The organism is Pseudocitrobacter vendiensis (assembly GCF_943590815.1).
GTDB classification, from domain to species: domain Bacteria; phylum Pseudomonadota; class Gammaproteobacteria; order Enterobacterales; family Enterobacteriaceae; genus Pseudocitrobacter; species Pseudocitrobacter vendiensis.
Genome location: NZ_CALSBS010000017.1, coordinates 76,121 through 96,337, shown reverse-complemented (window position 1 = coordinate 96,337; position 20,217 = coordinate 76,121). Strand labels below are relative to the sequence as shown.

Annotated in this window: 22 protein-coding genes and 2 pseudogenes; 11 read left to right on the top strand and 13 right to left on the bottom strand. The window is 50.5% G+C overall.

The features are described from left to right. Positions 1-136 precede the first annotated feature (136 nt). On the bottom strand, positions 137-364 hold the full coding sequence (locus NMC31_RS17295) for a DUF1272 domain-containing protein (protein WP_181637646.1): 228 nt from the start codon (positions 362-364) through the stop codon (positions 137-139). 486 nt (positions 365-850) lie between these two features. Next, positions 851-1,264 carry a GNAT family N-acetyltransferase gene (locus NMC31_RS17290; RefSeq protein WP_253898611.1) on the bottom strand — a complete coding sequence of 138 codons (414 nt, stop codon included), beginning with the start codon at positions 1,262-1,264 and terminating at the stop codon, positions 851-853. 536 nt (positions 1,265-1,800) lie between these two features. Between NMC31_RS17290 and acuI the strand changes: the two genes are divergently transcribed. Beyond that, the gene (gene acuI, locus NMC31_RS17285) at positions 1,801-2,784 is read left to right on the top strand and encodes an acrylyl-CoA reductase (NADPH) (RefSeq protein WP_253898610.1); all 984 of its coding nucleotides are present in this window, start codon (positions 1,801-1,803) and stop codon (positions 2,782-2,784) included. Positions 2,785-2,841: 57 nt separating this feature from the next. Here acuI and acuR read toward each other — a convergent pair whose 3' ends face one another. The 4 genes from acuR to NMC31_RS17265 form a co-directional block, all read right to left on the bottom strand. Continuing rightward, the gene (gene acuR / locus NMC31_RS17280; protein WP_253898609.1) at positions 2,842-3,498 is read right to left on the bottom strand and encodes an acrylate utilization transcriptional regulator AcuR; all 657 of its coding nucleotides are present in this window, start codon (positions 3,496-3,498) and stop codon (positions 2,842-2,844) included. 328 nt (positions 3,499-3,826) lie between these two features. Continuing rightward, entirely contained in the window at positions 3,827-4,627 is an 801-nt protein-coding gene (locus NMC31_RS17275) for a nucleotidyltransferase domain-containing protein (protein ID WP_253898608.1), read from the bottom strand. 168 nt (positions 4,628-4,795) lie between these two features. Next, a complete protein-coding gene (locus tag NMC31_RS17270; RefSeq protein WP_253898607.1) occupies positions 4,796-5,140 on the bottom strand; it encodes a DUF1294 domain-containing protein in 345 nt (114 codons plus the stop codon). Between the two features lie 3 nt (positions 5,141-5,143). Further along, complete coding sequence (locus NMC31_RS17265) at positions 5,144-5,383, bottom strand: helix-turn-helix domain-containing protein (protein WP_253898606.1); 240 nt, start codon at positions 5,381-5,383, stop codon at positions 5,144-5,146. 109 nt (positions 5,384-5,492) lie between these two features. On the opposite strand from NMC31_RS17265, the pseudogene NMC31_RS17260 reads away from it, so the two are divergent. Continuing rightward, positions 5,493-5,672, top strand: a pseudogene (locus NMC31_RS17260) (helix-turn-helix domain-containing protein); the annotation flags it as partial. A 408-nt stretch (positions 5,673-6,080) separates the two neighbouring features. Then, positions 6,081-6,368, top strand: a pseudogene (locus NMC31_RS17255) (KPN_00521 family repetitive protein); the annotation flags it as partial. A gap of 133 nt (positions 6,369-6,501) precedes the next feature. On the opposite strand, the gene NMC31_RS17250 reads toward NMC31_RS17255, so the two are convergent. The 4 genes from NMC31_RS17250 to NMC31_RS17235 form a co-directional block, all read right to left on the bottom strand. After that, a complete protein-coding gene (locus NMC31_RS17250; RefSeq protein WP_436650591.1) occupies positions 6,502-7,605 on the bottom strand; it encodes a fimbrial protein in 1,104 nt (367 codons plus the stop codon). An 11-nt stretch (positions 7,606-7,616) separates the two neighbouring features. After that, a complete protein-coding gene (locus NMC31_RS17245) occupies positions 7,617-10,100 on the bottom strand; it encodes a fimbria/pilus outer membrane usher protein (RefSeq protein WP_253898605.1) in 2,484 nt (827 codons plus the stop codon). Positions 10,101-10,135: 35 nt separating this feature from the next. Then, complete coding sequence (locus NMC31_RS17240; protein ID WP_253898604.1) at positions 10,136-10,798, bottom strand: fimbrial biogenesis chaperone; 663 nt, start codon at positions 10,796-10,798, stop codon at positions 10,136-10,138. A 73-nt stretch (positions 10,799-10,871) separates the two neighbouring features. Continuing rightward, positions 10,872-11,456, bottom strand: coding sequence for a fimbrial protein (locus NMC31_RS17235; RefSeq protein WP_253898603.1), 585 nt, complete (start codon positions 11,454-11,456; stop codon positions 10,872-10,874). Positions 11,457-12,110: 654 nt separating this feature from the next. On the opposite strand from NMC31_RS17235, the gene NMC31_RS17230 reads away from it, so the two are divergent. Next, entirely contained in the window at positions 12,111-12,632 is a 522-nt protein-coding gene (locus tag NMC31_RS17230; protein ID WP_253898602.1) for a rhodanese family protein, read from the top strand. Between the two features lie 74 nt (positions 12,633-12,706). Beyond that, a complete protein-coding gene (locus NMC31_RS17225; RefSeq protein WP_149461705.1) occupies positions 12,707-12,886 on the top strand; it encodes a GDFGVC terminal motif YodC-like protein in 180 nt (59 codons plus the stop codon). 43 nt (positions 12,887-12,929) lie between these two features. Here NMC31_RS17225 and stpA read toward each other — a convergent pair whose 3' ends face one another. Beyond that, the gene (gene stpA / locus NMC31_RS17220) at positions 12,930-13,331 is read right to left on the bottom strand and encodes a DNA-binding protein StpA (protein WP_253898601.1); all 402 of its coding nucleotides are present in this window, start codon (positions 13,329-13,331) and stop codon (positions 12,930-12,932) included. Positions 13,332-13,968: 637 nt separating this feature from the next. On the opposite strand from stpA, the gene alaE reads away from it, so the two are divergent. Beyond that, on the top strand, positions 13,969-14,418 hold the full coding sequence (gene alaE, locus NMC31_RS17215; RefSeq protein ID WP_253898600.1) for an L-alanine exporter AlaE: 450 nt from the start codon (positions 13,969-13,971) through the stop codon (positions 14,416-14,418). 32 nt (positions 14,419-14,450) lie between these two features. Here the strand turns inward: alaE and NMC31_RS17210 are convergent, their stop codons facing one another. Next, on the bottom strand, positions 14,451-14,795 hold the full coding sequence (locus tag NMC31_RS17210; protein WP_149461702.1) for a DUF2002 family protein: 345 nt from the start codon (positions 14,793-14,795) through the stop codon (positions 14,451-14,453). Positions 14,796-14,958: 163 nt separating this feature from the next. On the opposite strand from NMC31_RS17210, the gene NMC31_RS17205 reads away from it, so the two are divergent. Then, entirely contained in the window at positions 14,959-15,285 is a 327-nt protein-coding gene (locus tag NMC31_RS17205; protein WP_149461701.1) for a DUF883 family protein, read from the top strand. 103 nt (positions 15,286-15,388) lie between these two features. Here NMC31_RS17205 and pdxR read toward each other — a convergent pair whose 3' ends face one another. Next, the gene (gene pdxR, locus NMC31_RS17200) at positions 15,389-16,735 is read right to left on the bottom strand and encodes a MocR-like pyridoxine biosynthesis transcription factor PdxR (protein WP_253898622.1); all 1,347 of its coding nucleotides are present in this window, start codon (positions 16,733-16,735) and stop codon (positions 15,389-15,391) included. A gap of 90 nt (positions 16,736-16,825) precedes the next feature. Between pdxR and NMC31_RS17195 the strand changes: the two genes are divergently transcribed. The 4 genes from NMC31_RS17195 (at position 16,826) to nrdE (ending at position 20,209) form a co-directional block, all read left to right on the top strand. Next, complete coding sequence (locus tag NMC31_RS17195) at positions 16,826-17,257, top strand: carboxymuconolactone decarboxylase family protein (RefSeq protein ID WP_253898599.1); 432 nt, start codon at positions 16,826-16,828, stop codon at positions 17,255-17,257. Positions 17,258-17,439: 182 nt separating this feature from the next. After that, the gene (gene nrdH, locus NMC31_RS17190) at positions 17,440-17,685 is read left to right on the top strand and encodes a glutaredoxin-like protein NrdH (RefSeq protein ID WP_253898598.1); all 246 of its coding nucleotides are present in this window, start codon (positions 17,440-17,442) and stop codon (positions 17,683-17,685) included. Next, positions 17,682-18,092: a class Ib ribonucleoside-diphosphate reductase assembly flavoprotein NrdI gene (nrdI, locus tag NMC31_RS17185; protein WP_149461698.1), complete on the top strand. Its 411-nt coding sequence runs from the start codon at positions 17,682-17,684 to the stop codon at positions 18,090-18,092. Before nrdH ends, nrdI begins: the two co-directional genes overlap by 4 nt. Continuing rightward, positions 18,065-20,209, top strand: coding sequence for a class 1b ribonucleoside-diphosphate reductase subunit alpha (gene nrdE, locus NMC31_RS17180; RefSeq protein WP_253898597.1), 2,145 nt, complete (start codon positions 18,065-18,067; stop codon positions 20,207-20,209). Before nrdI ends, nrdE begins: the two co-directional genes overlap by 28 nt. Positions 20,210-20,217 lie beyond the last annotated feature (8 nt).

Genomic DNA, 20,217 nt, shown 5'->3' with positions numbered 1-20,217 from the left:
TTTACCGGATGGGGTATTAATCAGATCTGTGTAATTAAAATTCAAAATTTCTACAATATCCGCTTCTGGCACACAGCGGACGGCTAGCAGGAGCACGAAGGCCGTTATAAGCAAGAAGCGAACATAGTTTTCATCTCTACTGTTTATAGTGACGCTGACTGGATGCGGGGTGTCGCAAGAGGGACGCTTCGGGGCGTATTGGACGTCGCACCAACTCCCCTCCGCAGTTCGGGCAATGGCCATTAAGCCGTTGGGTCACGCAATCAACACAAAATGTGCATTCAAATGAACAGATGAATGCCTCCTTTGATTCAGGTGGCAGATCTTTATCACAGCATTCGCAATTAGGACGGAGTTCAAGCATGGTGCTCTCTTATTGTTAAAGGGACATCATTGGCTATACCAAAGGCGATCTACCCGTATCTCCTTATGCGATAGATGACGCTATTGTTTTTCACGTGTATTAGATGAGCATGGTCTCTAGTCTGGGAAAATTCAAGAGAGTGAATTATCCGACAGAAACGCTCACGTGAGAAAACGAACGACAAGCCTACAACTTCCACCAAAGCCTCAACCAACACGCAAAACCCAGCCTTCAACAATCAACTTAAAAATCAGTCAGATACAAAACCCCTTCCATATCAACATCATCACCACTCTTTTTGCGCCTTCCCCTTCGCGCAAAAATCAAAATCCCCAATAAACTCAACCCCCCCAATTACAAGGACGCCAGCCCAAAATCTTTAGCGGCGATTCCAGAGTTGACCGCAGAAGTCGAAAGCCCGCGAGGCGTAAGTCTTGCGGGCTTTTTGTTGGGTTTTGTTTATGGATATCTTTATAAATCAGCAACCTAAAAGATAACCCTCATCGCTACCCGGCGTGCTGGATCGAAACCCTTTGCGATCTCATCCTCACTTATCGCCGCCAGATGCGGCGGTCGCGCCTCCCCTTCTACAATTTCAAAACCTAACGTGGCGTAAAACCGGGCATTAAATGCCGCCATTTTGTCGGTAGTTAGCGTGGCGCCTGTCAGGCTGCGTTGTTTCCCGTTAAGGAGAATCGCCTGCATGAGTTGTTTACCGTTCCCTCGGCGTTGCCAATTCGGATACACATCCATTTCTGCGATATGTAGCCATTCGCCAGCGATTTGTCCCGCGATGAATCCAACGGGAACGGAGTCTGATGTACAGGCCGCAAGCAGTAACCCGTTACGGCTGAAATCCCTGAGTTCTTCAATGCTGCTGGCGCTGGCGGGACCGGCCATAGCCCCGGCGTGGCGCAGCGTCTCAAAGGCGGCCAGCTCGATAGCGCGAAGAGCGGCAAAGTGCTCTGAGTGTGCGGTGGTGATGATGACGTTTATGTGCGGGCTCTCCGTGAGGGTTGTTGGTACGATTATTCTTTTGGCTGAAGATTGGGGAGAACGGTTCGGCTACAAGGTAGCATATGTTTGCGAAGTCTGTTGTTAATTGGGGGCGAACTGTTGGGAAGATAATAGGGCTGCTTTGAGCGAAAAGCAGACCAACTCATTTAAGCCAGCTCGTTTTATCTCACCATCATCTCCCCCCTAAAGCATCGACTGTGGATCTTGCAGGACCACTCACTTTGCCGCCTGCATAATTGAATACCGAATCTGGCTTGATACTGATCAAAAAAGACAGATTTAACTTGATGAAAAGAATGATAATTCTTGTGTAATGACAAAATACGGGGATAGTAGCGTTGATTATTAGACGATCGGTCAATATTATTTGTTGACGACTTTGTAGCTAAACGACATACGACCAGAAAGATGAGGTAATAGTGTTTAAATCTTTATTAATCAACAAAACAGATGATCGCTACAGTACACAAATTGCAGAAATCGCTGAAAGTGAGCTGCCGCAGGGGGATGTGGAGGTCTGTGTCGACTATTCATCCATCAACTACAAAGACGCACTGGCCATTACAGGCCGCGGGCCTATCGTCCGGCACTTTCCAATGGTCCCGGGCATTGATTTTGCCGGTACGGTGTCCGCCAGCTCACATCCTGAGTATCAGATCGGAGATAAGGTCCTCCTGACCGGATGGGGTGTAGGAGAAAAACACTGGGGTGGGCTTTCCGAAAAAGCGCGGGTAAAAGGAGACTGGCTGACGCCGCTCCCGGCTGGCGCAAACAGCAAACATGTAATGGCAATCGGAACAGCTGGTTTTACCGCGATGCTATGTGTCGACGCATTATTGACTCATGGTATTAAGCCTGAAGATGGCCCGGTACTTGTTACTGGTGCCAGCGGAGGTGTCGGGAGTATTGCGGCCATGATCCTTGCGTCGATGGGTTACCGCGTGACCGCATCTACTGGTCGTCCGGAAGAAGCCGCCTGGCTCTATAAGGCGGTCGGTGTAGAGGAGATTATTAATCGTTCCGAGCTTTCATCCCCTGGAAAACCGTTACAAAAAGAACGCTGGGCTGCCGCCATTGATACAGTTGGCAGCCACACGCTTTGCAATGCCTGCGCCGGGGTGCGGTATGGCAGTATCGTGGCGGCCTGCGGCATGGCACAGGGTATGGATCTGATGGGCAATGTGGCTCCGTTTATTCTGCGTGGTATCACGCTTAAAGGAATTGACAGTGTCATGTTCGCGAAAGAGAAAAGAGCAGCAATCTGGCAGCAGGCGGTACAGTATTTGCCAGAATCCAGGCTGGATAGCCTCACGACAGTATACCCGCTGAGTGAAGCCATCAATGTGGCCGAAAAACTACTGAGTGGCGGAATTCGCGGCCGGGCAGTCATTCAATGTAGCTAATTAGATGGATGCCGAGCTCAGTCTTGGTGTAATAAGTTTTAGGGGCTGCGGCCCCTTTTACTGGTCAGTTGTTGCTTCTTGAGAAGACTGATAGCGTACCGAGGTTTTGAAATAGCTCCAGAAGTCGTACACTGGCTGAGTAGAACAATAGAGTTTGGAACGCATTACCGCACCTTCCCAGCCACTCCAGAAAATAGCCGCCAGTTGTGTATTATTCATATTTGAACTTATTTCGCCTGAAGATAACGCGTCGGACAGGCAGGCCGCAACAAGTGCCTGCCAGCTCTCAAGAATATTCTGTAGCAATTTAATAAAGGATTGTGGAAGCCCCGGACTCTCCTGCATCATATTTCCAACCAGGCAGCCGCGGGTGAAATTGTATTTTTTAATCCCCTCGCAGGCATCATTGATGAAATTGTCCAGACGTACCATTGGTGTGTGGGCAGATTCCTGTAGATGTTTTTTGAGTTTATGCTCGAAGAAACTGTCATAGGCATTCAGAACGGTCTGAGCATATTCCTCTTTACTCTTGAAGTAGTAATAAAATGAGCCTTTGGGAACATTGGCATTTTTAACAATGGCATCAACTCCCGTCGCGAGAAAACCATTCTGCGTCAGCAGTTCGAGTCCACTGCGGATCAGGTCATTACGAGTATCTGCATAGGTACTTTCTGTCTTTCGTGGCCTTCCCCGTCCACGATTCTCGCCTGCCATGACTCATCTCCTACATTATATTAACGCAAAAGAATAAGTGATTTTGCGCGAGGGCTTCAATCAGTTTATCCCCAACAGTGGCAAAGTGGTCGCTTTTGCCGACTGGACAGTGCCTGTCGCTATAGCGCCATCGCTGAACAGTGCAGAATTATCAATGTCTGCTTCTGGCACTCAGCAGAAATTTGAATTTTCCCCTTATCCTGACATCCGAACCTAACTTTAACACGGTTACAGTTACCAAACCGAGTTGTCCATTCCTTGATTTGAGTATTGGCGGCCTCTTCCATGATGCTTTTACTCCGACCGTGTAAACGACCGGAGTATCAATTTAACCCCTGCCAGAATACGCTTTCAACATGGCAAGAACCGCCAAACGAGCCGCATCATCTGCGATATTTTCAGGCAAAGCATCAGCCCGCAGATTGATATAAGCGTCAACAGCCCTACTGATGGCAATACTGACGGAGTCACAATCGTGCGTTGCCAACGTGGAAGTCAGCAGACCATCAGGATCAATGCCGTAGAATTCAATGCGGCGAACCCCACGTTGCGGCAGATTTGCGCGACGGTACAGCATTGGTCCCAGCACCTGCTCCCGGAAGAATGCCAGCATACCAATCGCCTCAAAGAGTTCGCCCCTTCCCAGTTTAACCACTGCGTAATGAAGCCAGATCCAGGCTCGGGACTCAAACCACTCCGGCGTCATGTTGGGCCAGTGAGCGCTAAATTTTGCCAGTTGTCGTTCCAGAGCAGTGCTATCACGGGTAAATAACACCGCTGGCTCCTCAACGCGTTGAGTAAGCATGTCCAGGGTGACAAATTTCAGATCGACGTGAAGGAGTTCAGGGCCATACAGGCATATTAGCAGGCGAGGCTCACCGACATGTTCCCCGGTGAAAGCATGCAGAAGATGGCCTAATGTTCCGGCAAGCTCCCTACGCTGCGTCATGATTTCGTCATAGTGGAGAGGGTCGACGACAACGATGAAATCGAGATCGGAGTATTTATCAAATCCGCCATGAACAATCGAGCCACCAGCGAGAAGGGAATTAATCCGCGAATCCGACTGAAATTTAAGCTTGAGTTGCTCTGCAAAACGTCTGTGTAAATCGGGTAACGTACTCAGCATACTTTTTCCTGTTCACAAAAAACACAAAGCGTTTCAGAATATCGAGTTGTTTATATTCAGACCAGATATTTTGTGCAGGAACAGTAATGCCCTGAGAAAATTTATTCACTTAACCGCATGTCCACTATTGGTGGTTTAGAACACTTCCGCTTCTGGCACCACCGCGCCCTACCCCCACCAATACCCCATCCCATAAACCACACCCACCAGCACCGCGACATTCACCACCACGCTCCCCACAAACCACCGTTTAAACGGCTGTTTCTGCGTTTTATGCCTGAACAATTGCTGAGCGGCTAACCCGCCGGGCCATCCACCCACAAGGCCAAATGCCAGCAATGTCTTTTCCGGTACGCGCTGCCAGCTTCTCCGTGCGGCAAATTTATCCGCACCATAGATGAAAAAGGTCAAAACATTGACCAGCAAAAACCACGCCCAAACGGGATGTAAAAACCAGAAGCTGGCGATCAATGATGCGGCCAGTAAGCCATAACAAATTTTATTGATCATCACGAATTAATCACTCAGATCCATAATTTTTTTGATCACACTAGCCGGATCAATCGAAAGCAATTTTGCCAAATGAATAAACTCGACCACATCCAGCCTGCGCTCTCCATTTTCAACCTTCGCAATAAACGACTGAGGCTTGCCTAAAGCTTTTGCGAGGGTCGTCTGTGTTAATCCTTGCTCAAGGCGCGCATTCCGCAACGCGCTTATAACAAACTGATATTCTTGAGAATAAATGGATGACATTTTTCTTTCTCGATTTTTATCCCAAAATCGAATATCAGCGATTCACTCTTTTATCCCAAAACGGGATAATTCATGTTTTCAAAGTATCAAGGATGAATAAAGGCCCCAAAAAAACTGGCACCCCGCCGACATCATCGCAGCACTGCGCAAGCGCAGTACCAATCTTGCGCGCGTATCCCGCGAAGCCGGGCTGGCCTCCTCTACGCTAGCTAATACACAGAATCGACCATGGCCTAAGGGGGAGTGGCTCATTGCTAATGCGCTTAACCTACATCCTTCGGTGATCTGACCTGCACGCTATCAAAACTGTCACGATACACGCCTGCCCAGGGAAATGATCAGCCCTGAAGAATAGCGTCTGACGCAGGGGCCAGGAATTTTATTGCGCCAGGCCTCCCTACCAATTCAACCGGGAGTCTGCAAGAGAGATTATTTTATTGATTTGTTGAATACATAATTCAGCAAATCCTGAATCTGAGGCGGTGCGTAAAAAAATGCCGCGATCACACGTATTTTCATGTATTAACGCAGCCAGATGAAAGGTGTCTGTACAATGATTTAGTAGCGATCTTTCACTACCAAAATCACTCAATGCAGAACATCCTGATCCAAATACAGTTTTTTCCTAATGCATCTGCCGCTTCGCTCTGCCATGCTGAATATATCGCATACAGCCATAACGATAGATGAGGATATTATGAAAAAAACAATGATCGCATTATCTGCCCTGCTGCTGGCTTCTCCTGTTTTTGCTGCCACCACCCACGCAACGGACGATACCGTTGCCGCGGCGCATGAGAATGCGAATACCGCTAAAGAAAAGCTGCATCAGGCGCAGCATGAAGGCGAAGAGCTGAAGCTGAAATCCAAACATGCTGCTGAAGGTAAAGCAGACAGCACCGGGAGCAAAGTGAGCGAAGGCTCGCAGAAAGCCTGGAATAAAACCAAAGAAGGTGCTGAGTCGCTGAAAAATAAAGTGACTGAGTAATTTCTCAGAGTGATAAAAAGGCCGCTTAGCGGCCTTTTTGCTTTGGTGCTTATGCCGGATGCGCTGCGCTTATCCGGCCTACAGGTTATCTACAATGTGTTGGACTTGCGGTATTTTGCTGGCTAACAACTCAATTATACACCAGCGCAAACGTCACAATACTGTTCGCTTCCCCTGCCGTTACGCTGCCTTCCGTCTGAACATACTGCGCCGAAAAATTCACGTTCTCCGCGTTACCCGCATTTGCCGCCGTCACATGCTTCAGAATAGGCAGGTTAGACGCTTCATTAATTTTTACCGACGTGCCTGCTGAAGGTGCAGAGGCATCATTGTTGCCATAAGTCAGCTTAACGCCCACGCCCGTTGCCGCATCGCCGCTTTTCGTCAGTGCCAGCGTATCCGGGGAATCGCTGGCGGCAAGAACGCCGAAGAAGCCCACTCTGACATCGCTTGGCGCCGAACAATAAACCGGAATATCAAAGGAACGGGCGGAGCCTGCCGTCAGCCCTTTGCCCTTAAATTCGGCGCGATTCACAGATCCCAGGTTTACCTGAATGCTGGAGGCGCTGACCTGACAACTGCCGCTGGCGCCAATATCAACATTAAGCGCCGCCAGGTCAATCGACACCGGATTGCTTTTCACACTGGTCGCGCTGTCGGTACGATCCTCAATATAGAGTTCACCTAAATGCGGCTGAGATTCCACGTTGGTGTGGTTGCCGCCGCTCATCGTCACCTCACCGGTTTTATAGAAAGTGATATACATTTTGACGATGGGCTCGCGCTCACTAAGAAGGTCCGGCAGTTCATCACTGTCACATACCGTCACCGACTCACCGCCCGCCGGAGCCGTGCTGTCGCCGATATAGCGAATCGGCCCACCATTGCACTGAAATCCTGCCGAGTAGCTCACGCCATCCAGTTTTGAGGCAAACACATGATGCCCATTGATCACTGTCCCGGAACCGGTGGTGTCCTTTTGTTGGTAAACAATGCGTTTCCAGTTCGCCAGTGGTGTTTGCAAATCACAGGAAAAGTGAATCCCGTTGCCGTTATCCGCCATCTGATTGGCCATTTGCGTGTTCACGGGCAGCGTGGGTAAGTAGGTCAAATTATGCGTATTCAGCGTCATCTGCCCGACGCTCGCCATGCAGGTTTCCGCATGCGAAGCGTGGCTATAAAAACCCGCAATCAGCAGGAAAAAGAAAAACAGCGCGCCGTCACGATGTCGCATATCGCTCTCTCTTATAAGCAAAGACCAGTGACTGTTTTCACCGGATTTTGCTGTGGGTTACTGGAAATATGGAAGTGCAGCGTGCAGTGGTGCGAGATGTTATCGGTTTCCCATTGCGCCACCAGCGTGCCTTCTTCGGGCACGCCGCTCAGATACACTTGTCCCTGTTCAGCGACAATACCGCTGGCAGGCGTCGCGTCGTCATCGCTGTTTTTACGTATCTGCGCGCTGGCACCGAAGGGCAATGGCCCGTGGCTATCATGGAGAGTAAACAGAACGCGATTACCAATGTGCGTTTGATAATTCGCCATCACTACCGCACCGCCGCCGGGGATCACCGTCTGCCCCTGAAGATCGACGTCGGTGTCATCTTTGAGCGACTCGGTGTCGAGGGTAATGTAGTTTTTGCGATACGGCGTTAAGGTCGGCACCACTGCGTAGCCGCGCCAGTCCGTATGCACGTTCGTCCCATTCTGGATGGCCACGTCCGATGCGCCTGGGGCGCGAACAATCGCAAAGCTGTCGCCCGTACTCTGCCCAAACGTAACGCCGTGGGGATGCGCGACAATCGAGCCCGATGCGCCCCAGGTAAGTTGGTTACTCTGCTTATCGTGGCGATAACCCAGTTGAGTGCTGCCGTACCCCCCACGGTAATCAAGCGCAACGCTGCTGTTGGCGCCCTGGCCGTTATTGCCGTAACCCTGCTGGACGGTGTAATAAAGATTTTGATTATCCGGCACCGAGCCGTACAACGAAACCTGCTGCGAGGTATAACCGTTGTTATCTGATGTGGTGTTGTAGCTCACCGAGCTGTTGGATAACCACTGGCCGAGCGGGATCGTGATGTTAAATGACAGTGAACGGTCAGATTTATTCTGCTCGGAAGATTTGGTGTAGTAGTAGCCTACGCCCCACGAAACGCCCTGCCAGGTGTTGTAAAACCCGAAATGCACCGTCTGATCGTGACGCCCGGTACGCCAGTATCGTTGGGAATAAGCAGATGCCGTCAGGCTGCTGCTACCACCAAGGGGCTGTGAAATCGATATCTCTTCACGACTACGCTTGTTGTCCACCAGACCGTTTTCACTCTCCAGCGCATTGGCTTCGCTGAAGTCATAAAATCCGTTGGATGAGTAGCGGTAGCTGGCAAGGTTAAAGGTCGTACCGGTTAGACTCACATCTTTTTGGTACTGCACACGGACAGAGTGACCTGAATAACGCTTACCGGAAGGCGCGCGCGTATTGGCCCAGGTGACATCCGCCCCCAGCGAGCCGAAATCGCCAAACCCGTGCCCCGCACCAGCCGCCCAGGATTGATAATCCTGTGCCAGTTGACTGCCGCCGTAGAGCGTAAAGCTCGCCGGTAACCCGTAAAACAGCGTCGACTGAATAAACTGCGGGGAACGATTACCATCAATGCCTGAATGATAGTGGCCTGCGCTGACGCTGTATTTTAGCCGCCCCTCGCGCAGCATAAAGGGGATCGCGGAATAGGGCTGGGTAAACTTGCGCTCGGAACCGCCGCTCTCTTTTACCGTGACCTCAAGATCGCCGCTTTGCGCGGTCGGATAAAGATCTTTCAGGGCAAATGCCCCTGGTGCGACATAGGTTTCATAAATGACATAACCGTGCTGCGAGACGGTGACTTTGGCGTTGCTGTGTGCCATCCCGCGGATCACTGGCGCAAAGCCGCGCATGCTGTCCGGCAGCATTTCGCCATCCGAGGAGAGCTGCGCGCCACGAAACTGCACGCTATCGAAAACGTCGCCGGAGGTATAAGTATCCCCCACGCGCAGCAGGCTTTTTAAAGACTTCACGTCGCGCTGCAAATAGGTGCTTTGTGAGCGCCAGTGGCTGGTTTTGTCGTATTGCATCGACGAGACGTTGCGCAGCCGCCAGGCGCCAATGTTCATGCCGCTGCGTAAGCTTAAATAGTTCGAGTTATGCTCGCCGTCGCGATACCGCGATTGTGCGCCAGTAAGATTGTAATTTACAAAGGCAGCCGGTACGCCATCATCCCAGCGCGCCGGGTCAACGTAGCCACGGCTTTGCAGGTTCATTGCCGCCTGCGGAATACTGAGATTCAGCCGCTGTTCGCTAAAATCGAAAGTACTGCTGGCATCAGGAATATAGCGGCTGATCTGAGCAAATGTTTCGCCATCATGTAGCTGATTAAAAGCAGAAAAAGCGCTGACGTTGACGCCAAATTCCGCCAATTGCGCCGCCGTCAGCAGAGGTTGCAGAGTGCCATTGTCCTCGACAAAGGTCACATTCCCCTGCCCGACCTGCTGATTATTCACCCAGATAGCCACCGGGTAAGTACCGGGCTGCTGGCCGCCATTCTTTTCAAAATAGTGAAGATCGGCGGTTTTCTGCTGCGGATCGGTCACCTCCAGCGCAGCCGGATCGAAATAGTCGTCGGCCAGCGCCAGACGGTGGTGGCACAACAGAAACAGTGCGGTTGGCACCGTTGCCAGCAGCAGTGCCTTGTCCATCGTCGTATACGAATGGCTGCGTGGGAACGGGCACATTACTGCTGCGCAACGTCAGTGATGCCGCCGAAATCATTAATTGCACGCCATTTCACCGTCCCCGAGCCACTCATCGGCCACGTTAACGATGACATGGGCGCAACCATTCCTGGTTCATCGACCTCTTTTCCGGCAACGGAAACAGAAAATAAAGACACAAAATAGGGCGTAGGGTTATTTACCACTAACTGATTACCCGTCGTGTGAAATTGCAGCTGCTGCCATGCTTTAGCCGGATCACCCGCCAAATTGTCTGGGCGATAAAAAATCTTAAATTTAGATTTAATGTTTACCTGTAATTTATTCACATCCCCTTTCTGGGAAGGCGAAATAGTCTTCACATTCAACCAGAATACGGACTCCCGATCATGCGGCAATTCCATACCGGTATAGCTGATGCGCAGCATATTTCTTTTTTCAGGATCAAGACGGAACAGCGGCGGCGTAACAATAAAGGGCACCGGGCGTTTGTCATTTTCGTTAAAATTCTCCGCCCAGGATTGCACCAGATACGGCGTGTGGGTATCAGCATTCGTCACCGAAATAGAGGCTTCACGCTTCCCTTCCTCATATATTACGCGGGTTCCCCCCACGACCACGCCCGCCTTAGCAGCAGTAACCAATAAGAATGAAAGAGCAACGCCTGCGATAATACGTTTCATAAATAGCAATCATTTGTGAGGGGAAACGAGAAAAAGATTAATGAGCAGGAGAAATCCCCTGCTCAGATTCGACTTAGTTGTAAATCATTTCGAAATTGGTCACGCCATCAGCGTTACCTGCTGTGACGGTATCGGCAGTAGCACGATAGTCAGCGTAGAACAACAGATCGGCGCTACCCGCCTCACCTTTGCTGCCTGCATCAATCGGGTAATCTTTAGAAATCGTACCCAGTTTAACCTGCGTGGTTTCGTCCGCTTCAATCAGTTTAATACCAACGCCTGTCGCATCACCTTTAATCGCCAGCAGATCGCTTTCAATAGCATCATGCGTGCCATCGAACAGTACAGAAACTTTACTCACAGAAGACGGGCAATCTTTAACTTTGATGTGGAAAGGCGTTTTAGTCGTTTCTGTCCCGGTTGCTTTAAAGTAGCTACTTGCCCATTTTCCCAGATCGACCACCTGATTGGTGCTGTTGGCATCGATATCGCACGCTGCGTCAGTGATTTCCCCGGTAAATTTCACCTGACCGCCAGCACCCTGAGCACCATCAGCGGCGGGCACGGTAGTGGTCATGTCGTTAGCAATAGCGGAAAGCGTGGTACCTGATGCCAGAGCCGCGATAACCACGGCCATAATACGGAACTGCGATTTCATTGTTATTTCTCTCTTCTTTGACGGCTATCCAGTGCGGTATACGCAAAGCAATAAAATGCCAGGCGTTATCGCCAGTTCTTCCGTGTTGAAGTTAATCGTCGTTCCATCGGTAGGATATTATGCACAGTCTTTATCTCAGTGTTCTCAACCGAAAAATATCGACTTTAATGAGTGTCAGACCCGATAAACATATTAGGCCTACGAATAAATAATATCGGCAATAGCACGAATTGCAACAACAAATTATGTGACTTATGCGTTGCGGAATTTAAACACTTCCAGGTTAATCGTTAAATAAGAATGATATGTTGGACTGAGGATATAAATGAATGCATTATAAATTACAATATATGTCATTATGATTAACACAGTAGTTAATAAACGCTGATAGTTAACATAAATTTGATATTTAAAGTGAATAATGTTCATCCATAAGCTTTAAATATTTACATTAAGTAAGAATATTCCTACCAAGAATATTAACCATAGTCATCATGCGGCTAAACCATGATCTTGCTAAGTGTTAAAATTCGAACCATGATTATTTTACTTTTTATATTAATCATTAATGACGAATAGTGGACAGTTCTCACTCTCGTTATTCACCTGCATATACATTAAGATAGGAACACCCCTGCACAAGGTATCAGGATAATGACAACAGAGATGATTTCCCCCCAGCAGGCGCTAACGCAACTTCAAGAAGGCGCAAAGCTGGTTGATATCCGCGACGCAGATGAATTTGCTCGCGAACATATTGCCCAGGCTCAACCGTTACCATTAAGCGTCATTGAGCGGGGTTCGACGCTGCCTGTTAACGCCGATGACGTGGTTATTTTCCATTGCCAGTCCGGAAACCGCACCCGCAACAATCTCACCCGGCTGGTTGCCGCCGCCGCGCCTGCTAAGGTAATGGTGCTGGAAGGTGGCATTCAGGCATGGAAAGCCGCCGGGCTGGAAACAATCGAAGATAAAAAGCAGCCATTACCGCTTATGCGGCAGGTGCAAATTGCGGCCGGTGGATTAATTCTTCTGGGCTGCGTTTTGGGTTACACGGTTTCAGAGGCATTCTTCCTGCTGAGCGCCTTTGTCGGTGCCGGTCTCACCTTCGCGGGTATCAGCGGATTTTGTGGCATGGCCAGGCTGTTAGCCGTCATGCCGTGGAATCGTCGTTAAGGATGCTGCATTTACTATTTCGTTACACCAGCTTAATCTTAGATAACGTTAACAAATAGAGCAGGAGTATTGCGATGTATTCACCAGGTGATTTTGTACAACCGAAAATGGGTGGGCCAAAACTCAAAGTTGTGGAAACGCACAACGATCATATTGTTGCTGTACAGGCAAGTAATGAGCAGGGAGAGAAATACACCCTGAAGCTGGAAGAGGTTACGCCATATACCGAAGAAGGTGATTTCGGCGTTTGCTGATAAATTGTGCGGTGAGACACTTCTCACCGCTTTATTTGGGCACTTAGATCAGAAAATCATCCAGTGATTTACCGTTAGCCAGCGCCTGCGCGATAGGTTTTGGCGTACGGCCCTGGCCAGTCCAGGTTTTTACTTCACCGTTGAAATCGGTAAAGCGATATTTTGCCGGACGCGATGCGCGTTTTTTCGGCGCACCGGCGATAGCGGCTTTCATATCCGCCAGCTCTTCCGGTGAAATACCATCAGCCTGCATTAACTCGAGCCAGGTATTAATTTTTTCTTGCTGCTCTGCACGTTGCTGCATCGCTAACTGCTCTTTATTTCTCTTTTCTTCAGTGACGATCCTGACTTTTTCCAGCATTTCTTCAAGAACGTCAATGGAGAAATCTCGCGCCATTGCACGCAAAGAACGGATGTTATTCAATTTTTGTAACATAACAGACATAGGGCTATAAAATTCCTTATTCAAAACAAAATACATTACTACAGCGGCTAATTATATTGTATTTACAAATATATTACCACCGCCGAAATATTAATGAATATATCCTCACGGTGTTTCGATATTATATTTAAATACAGCCCGCAGATACTAAATTAATATTCCCGCAACCGATGCGCATTTGCCGGATGTTGCAACGTCTTGTTAACAAAACAACAGGGTGAATAATAACCCACGCTAAGTGCATAACTACAGAATAATGACATCAGAACTAACTGCTGCAAAACACCGTTAACTGGCATAAAAAACACCAAAAATGACAAATATCACACTTATAAACCGTATCCCAAGCTTACTGGCCTCAACAGCACATCTCAGTTATCTGCAACACAGTGCACATAAACACATAAATTATTGATTTTAAAACAATAAAAACAACACATAACTAAAAATAATGCTAACAGTTAAAATCATCCATCGACAGAGTATTTTATTGACAAAAAGCGTTTAAATAAAAATATTTCACTAGTTGTTAGTTTTAACCCAGCCAGATAATCTATACATAGCAACAAAGGCAACCCAAAACGCCTTTAGAACCCCCTTTATTGACGGTTTTCGTTACTTTTCGAGGAGCATACCGATGTTCTCTGCGCAGTCACGCCTGCGTCACGCAGCAGCAGACACTTTCGCCATGGTGGTCTACTGTTCCGTCGTGAACATGATGATTGAAATTTTTCTCTCCGGAATGACCTTTGAGCAGTCGCTTTCTTCTCGTCTGTTAGCGGTACCGGTAAACATTATTATTGCATGGCCGTACGGTATTTATCGTGATGCGATTATGCGCCTGGCACGTCGCATTAGCCCGGCAGGCTGGGTGAAAAATCTCGCGGATACGCTGGCGTATGTTACGTTTCAGTCGCCGGTGTATGTGGTTATCCTGCTGACTATCGGCGCAGACTGGCATCAGATTGCCGCCGCCGTAAGCTCGAATATTGTGGTTTCAATGGTGATGGGCGCGGTATACGGTTATTTTCTCGATTTCTGTCGCCGACTTTTCCGTGTCAGCCAGTACAGTCAGGCAAAGGCATAATGCACTGCGACTGGCCAATGCCAGTCGCTCGCTTAATGAAACTCGCCAAATAAACCGTTCAAATAACGCTCCAGCGCAATACGCGAACTGAAGCCATGCGGAATACCGTAATGTTGCTGTTCATCCCCACCTAAATAGAGCGGGAATTGCTGATAGTGATCGCAGGTTTTGATTTCAGAAGCCGGTTCTGCTAACGAATTACTACGCTCTTTTAACGCCGGATGGATAATCAACGCCGTGCGTCCCATCCGCGCTTCACGATTCACGTAAACATAATTCTCGCCACGGCGATAGCCGTAAGCTTTTTGGGTTACCACATCCACAGTGAAGCCCACTTTTTCAAGAACGCGCGCCACCTCATCAGGTCGTAAATACATTATTTTTTCCTCGTCATCTCTTACTGCATCGCCACCTTACAGTAATCAGCATTAACCCCGCTTTCAGAAAAATCCACAAACGCGTCGATTCGCTGTGATTCGCTCCAAAGGATAAAAATTTTGCCTACACTTAATTCCGTCCCCACATAAAAAGGAGAAACACATGCCTAATCGATTTGGCCGCAATGAGGTTGTTGATGAGACTCAGGATATCCAGGATCAAGTTAATCAGTTAGCTGATAGCCTTGAGGATGTACTAAAAAGCTGGGGTAGCGATGCAAAAGGTGAGGCTGACGCCGCACGTCGTAAAGCACAGGCGCTGTTGAAAGAGTCCCGCGCCAGACTGCATGGCCGCAGCCGTTCCCAGCAGGCCGCCTGCGATTACCTGAACTGCGCCAGTACCTACGTCCGTGAGAAGCCCTGGCAGAGCTTAGGCGCGGTTGCCGCCGTTGGGATATTTGTTGGCGCATTATTAAGTTTGCGTCGATAATTGAAGTGAAACAGTCAAGATAATAAATGCGCCGTATCGGGAAAATTTAAGATCAGTTTCTGAACGGCTACGCGTCTGCACCCCGGCGTTTACGCCGGGGTTTTTATTTTAAAGCCCGCTTCAACGCCAAAACCTGCTCGTTTGCCATCGCCTGCGACGTAATATTGGTAAAGCTCATGATGAGCCCTGGCACTCCGCTTCCGTTAATCCGCCAGTCATTCACCGCCTGCACAGCCAGCCCGGCATCGCGCGCGCGCCGCGCCCATGACCTATCGTCGCCGGAAATCTTCACCACCAGTTGAATACCCCCTTGCTGCGCCACCACGTCAAAACCGTGTGCCTGTAACGCCTCCTCCAGCCAGCGCCGCCGCTCGGCGTAATGCACGCGCATCTTCTTCAGATGTCGCCAGAAGTGACCTTCATGGATAAAATCCGCCAACGTTTGCTGCCACAACAGCGGTACCGGGCAGGCGATTTTTTGTACCTGGCGACGAAACTGCGCCACCAGCGGCACAGGAATCACCAACCAGGCGGTGCGCAGCGCCGGAAACATCGCCTTGCTGAAGGTACCGGCGTAAATGACGCGCTGCGGCGCATCCAGGCTTTTCAACGGGGGGAGCGGCTTACCCTGATAGCGAAACTCACTGTCGTAATCGTCTTCAATAATCCACGCCTGCTGGCGCATTGCCCAGTCCAGCAGTTGGCGGCGACGCGGCAGAGAGAGCGCCACACCCAGCGGGCTTTGATGTGCAGGGGTGAGCAACGCAAAGCGGGCTTCAGGTGCATTAGTGAGTGCCCACTCCACTTCCATCCCTTCACTATCCACCGGAATCGGGTGCATGTTCACCCCTTCTTGCGTAATCACCGGACGAATTAACGGGAAACCGGGATCTTCCACCCACATTCCCTGCCCGCGCCCATCAAGCGCACGTAATATCAGACTCATCGACGCCGCATAACCAGAAGTGATGAACACCTGTTCTGGCTGACACTCAATACTGCGCGACAGTCGCAGATACTCGACAATCGCCTGACGTAGCGCCATCTCGCCACATACATCACCCAGCGCAAGGTCAAAACGCGTCTGAGTTCGCAACCTCCGCCCCATCACTTTCGCCCATAATGCCCGGGGGAAGAGATCCAACGCAGGCAGCCCAAGCTGAAAAGGTTGCGGATGCGGCTCCTCGCCGCCAAACCAGGTTGGCTCTGCCACCGCCGGTTTGAGCGTGAGATGTTCACTGACAAACGTCCCGGCCTGGCCGCGCCGTTCAAGCCATCCCTGCGCCACCAGCTCGCCGTAGGCATTTTCTACCGTCACGCGTGACACGCCCAGCTCCTGCGCATAAACCCGGCTGGACGGTAGCCGTCTGCCTGCCGTTAACTTGCCTTCCTCTATTGCGGTTTTCAGCTGCCTGGCAATCTGCCGATAACGTGGGCCATCGCTTTGCATCATGGTCTGCTTTTTTACTCATAATATGGCTATCTGATGCAGACCATTATAGTGCTACTTTTATGCATATCGATAATGAGGAGAGACAATATGACCCTGCTGCGCCAACCCTATAACGAATTAAGCCCTGACGTGTACAAAGGTATGGTTCAGGCAAGCCTTGCCCTGGAAAAGAGTTCTCTGGACCGCACCCTGCTGGAGCTCGTCTACCTGCGCGTTTCACAAATTAACGGTTGCGCCTTCTGCCTGGAGATGCACAGTAAAGCGCTGCGCAAAGCGGGTGTGGATCAGACCAAACTGGACGCCCTGGCTGGCTGGAGAGTGAGTAATCACTTCAGTGAAGCAGAAGCCGCTGCACTGACCTGGGCCGAAGACGTAACGCATATCGCCGAGCATCACGCGGAAGATAGCGTGTACCAACCGCTGCTGACGCATTTTAGCGCAGAGCAAATCAGCGACCTGACCTTCGCTATCAGCCTGATGAATGCCTTCAACCGTCTGGCTATCGCAATGCGCATGTAATTTTTTTCGCAAACATCCCCGGCCCCCGCCGCATTTCGCGCTGGGGGCTTTTTTGTTCAAACATCTATATATTGTATGGTTGAAGTTTTCAAAAACTACATCTAGTATTCCTTTCAGGTAACCACTCCCGGACCGACGCTCTTAACTGCGCCCTATTGTCATTTTAAATGGAAATACGAATCATGCGCATTACTATTTACACTCGTAATAACTGCATCCAGTGCCACGCCACCAAACGGGCAATGGAAAGCCACGGTTTTGATTTCGAGATGGTCAATCTCGACCAGCATCCTGAGATGGCCGATACCCTTCGTGAACAGGGCTTTCGCCAGCTTCCGGTGGTGATCGCGGGGGAAACCCGCTGGTCCGGCTTCCGCCCGGATATGATTAATCGCCTGCGCCCCGATGCCATTGCCGCTCACGCATGAGCCGTCTCGTCTACTTCTCCAGCAGCTCTGAGAACACACACCGCTTTATGGTGCGCCTCGGGCTGCCTGCGATACGTATTCCGCTAAATGAGCGTGAACGAATCCAGGTCGAGGAACCGTACATTCTGGTCGTCCCCAGCTATGGCGGCGGCGGTACGGCAGGTGCGGTTCCGCGTCAGGTGATCCGCTTCCTGAACGACCCGCAAAACCGGGCGTTAATCCGTGGCGTGATTGCAGCGGGAAACCGAAACTTTGGCGACGCCTATGGCCGCGCGGGCGCGGTGATCGCAGAAAAATGCCACGTTCCCTGGCTCTACCGCTTTGAGCTGATGGGCACGCAACACGATATTGATACAGTGCGAAAAGGAGTGAGCGAATTTTGGCAACGACAACCGCAGAACGTGTAACCCAGGCCATGCCCGACTATCATGCGCTTAACGCGATGCTGAATCTGTATGACCGGAACGGGCAGATTCAGTTTGAAAAAGACAGTGAGGCCGTAAATGCCTTTATGACCGCTCATGTTCAGCCGAACAGCGTCACGTTTAATGATGCAGAAGCGCGCCTGCGCTGGTTGGTCGCGGAAGGCTACTACGATGACGCTGTGCTTAAACGTTATCCCCCCGCGTTCGTCACTGCGCTGATTAAACACGCGCATGCCAGCGGTTTTCGTTTCCAGACCTTCCTCGGCGCATGGAAGTTTTACACCAGCTACGCGCTGAAGACCTTCGACGGCAAACGCTATCTGGAACACTTCGCCGACCGCGTTTGTATGGTGTCGCTAACCCTCGCCCAGGGCGACGAAGCGCTGGCCTGCCAGCTTACCGATGAGATGCTTTCCGGTCGTTTCCAGCCCGCGACGCCGACCTTCCTCAATTGCGGAAAACAACAACGCGGCGAGCTGGTCTCCTGCTTCCTGCTACGTATAGAAGACAATATGGAGTCTATCGGTCGTGCGGTGAACTCAGCGCTTCAACTCTCAAAACGCGGCGGCGGCGTGGCCTTTTTATTGTCGAATCTGCGTGAATCCGGTGCGCCGATTAAGCGCATTGAAAATCAGTCATCCGGTGTCATTCCGGTGATGAAAATGCTGGAGGATGCCTTTTCCTACGCCAACCAGCTCGGCGCGCGTCAGGGCGCGGGGGCCGTGTATTTACACGCGCATCACCCGGACATTTTGCGTTTCCTTGATACCAGGCGGGAAAATGCCGACGAGAAAATTCGCATCAAAACGCTTTCGCTTGGCGTAGTGATCCCCGATATCACGTTCCAGTTAGCGAAAGAGAATGCCGACATGGCGCTCTTCTCGCCCTATGATGTCGAACGTCTGTACGGCAAACCGTTTGGCGATATCGCCATCAGCGAAAGGTATGCCGAGCTGGAAGCGGACACCCGCGTGCGCAAAAAATATATTAATGCGCGTGATTTCTTCCAGACGCTGGCCGAGATCCAGTTTGAATCTGGTTACCCGTACATCATGTACGAAGATACGGTGAACCGCGCGAACCCGATTGCCGGTCGCATCAACATGAGCAACCTGTGCTCGGAGATTTTGCAGGTTAACAGCGCTTCAACCTACGATGAGAATCTCGATTATGCCGCCACCGGGCATGATATCTCCTGCAATCTCGGTTCGCTGAACATCGCGCACACCATGGATTCGCCCAACTTTGGCCTGACCATCGCCACCGCAATACGCGGGCTGACGGCGGTATCCGATATGAGTCATATCCGTTCGGTGCCATCGATTGAAGCAGGTAACGCCGCCTCACACGCCATCGGCCTTGGGCAGATGAATCTGCACGGTTATCTGGCGCGGGAAGGCATCGCATACGGTAGCCCGGAAGCGCTGGAATTTACCAACCTCTACTTCTACACCGTCACCTGGCATGCCCTGCATACATCAATGCTGCTGGCGCGCGAGCGTGGGCAACGCTTCGCTGGGTTTGAGCAATCCCGCTATGCCAGCGGCGAGTACTTTACGCAATATCTGGAAGGTGACTGGCAACCAAAATACGACCGTGTTCGCGCCCTCTTCCAGCGCTCAGGCATTACCTTACCGAGCCACGAAAACTGGCGGCAACTGCGCGAAGCGGTGATGTGCTATGGCATCTATAACCAGAATTTGCAGGCGGTACCGCCGACAGGGTCGATTTCCTATATCAACCACGCCACGTCAAGCATTCACCCGATCGTGTCAAAGGTAGAGATTCGCAAAGAGGGGAAAACCGGGCGCGTGTACTACCCCGCACCGTTTATGAATAACGATAATCTGGCGCTTTATCAGGATGCCTATGAGATTGGCCCACAAGCGATTATCGACACCTACGCAGAAGCGACGCGTCATGTCGATCAGGGGTTGTCATTAACGCTGTTCTTCCCCGATACCGCCACCACGCGCGATATCAATAAAGCGCAAATATACGCCTGGAAGAAAGGCATCAAAACCCTCTACTACATTCGCCTGCGCCAGCTTGCGCTGGAAGGCACCGAAATTGAAGGCTGCGTGTCCTGCGCGCTGTAAGGAGAAAA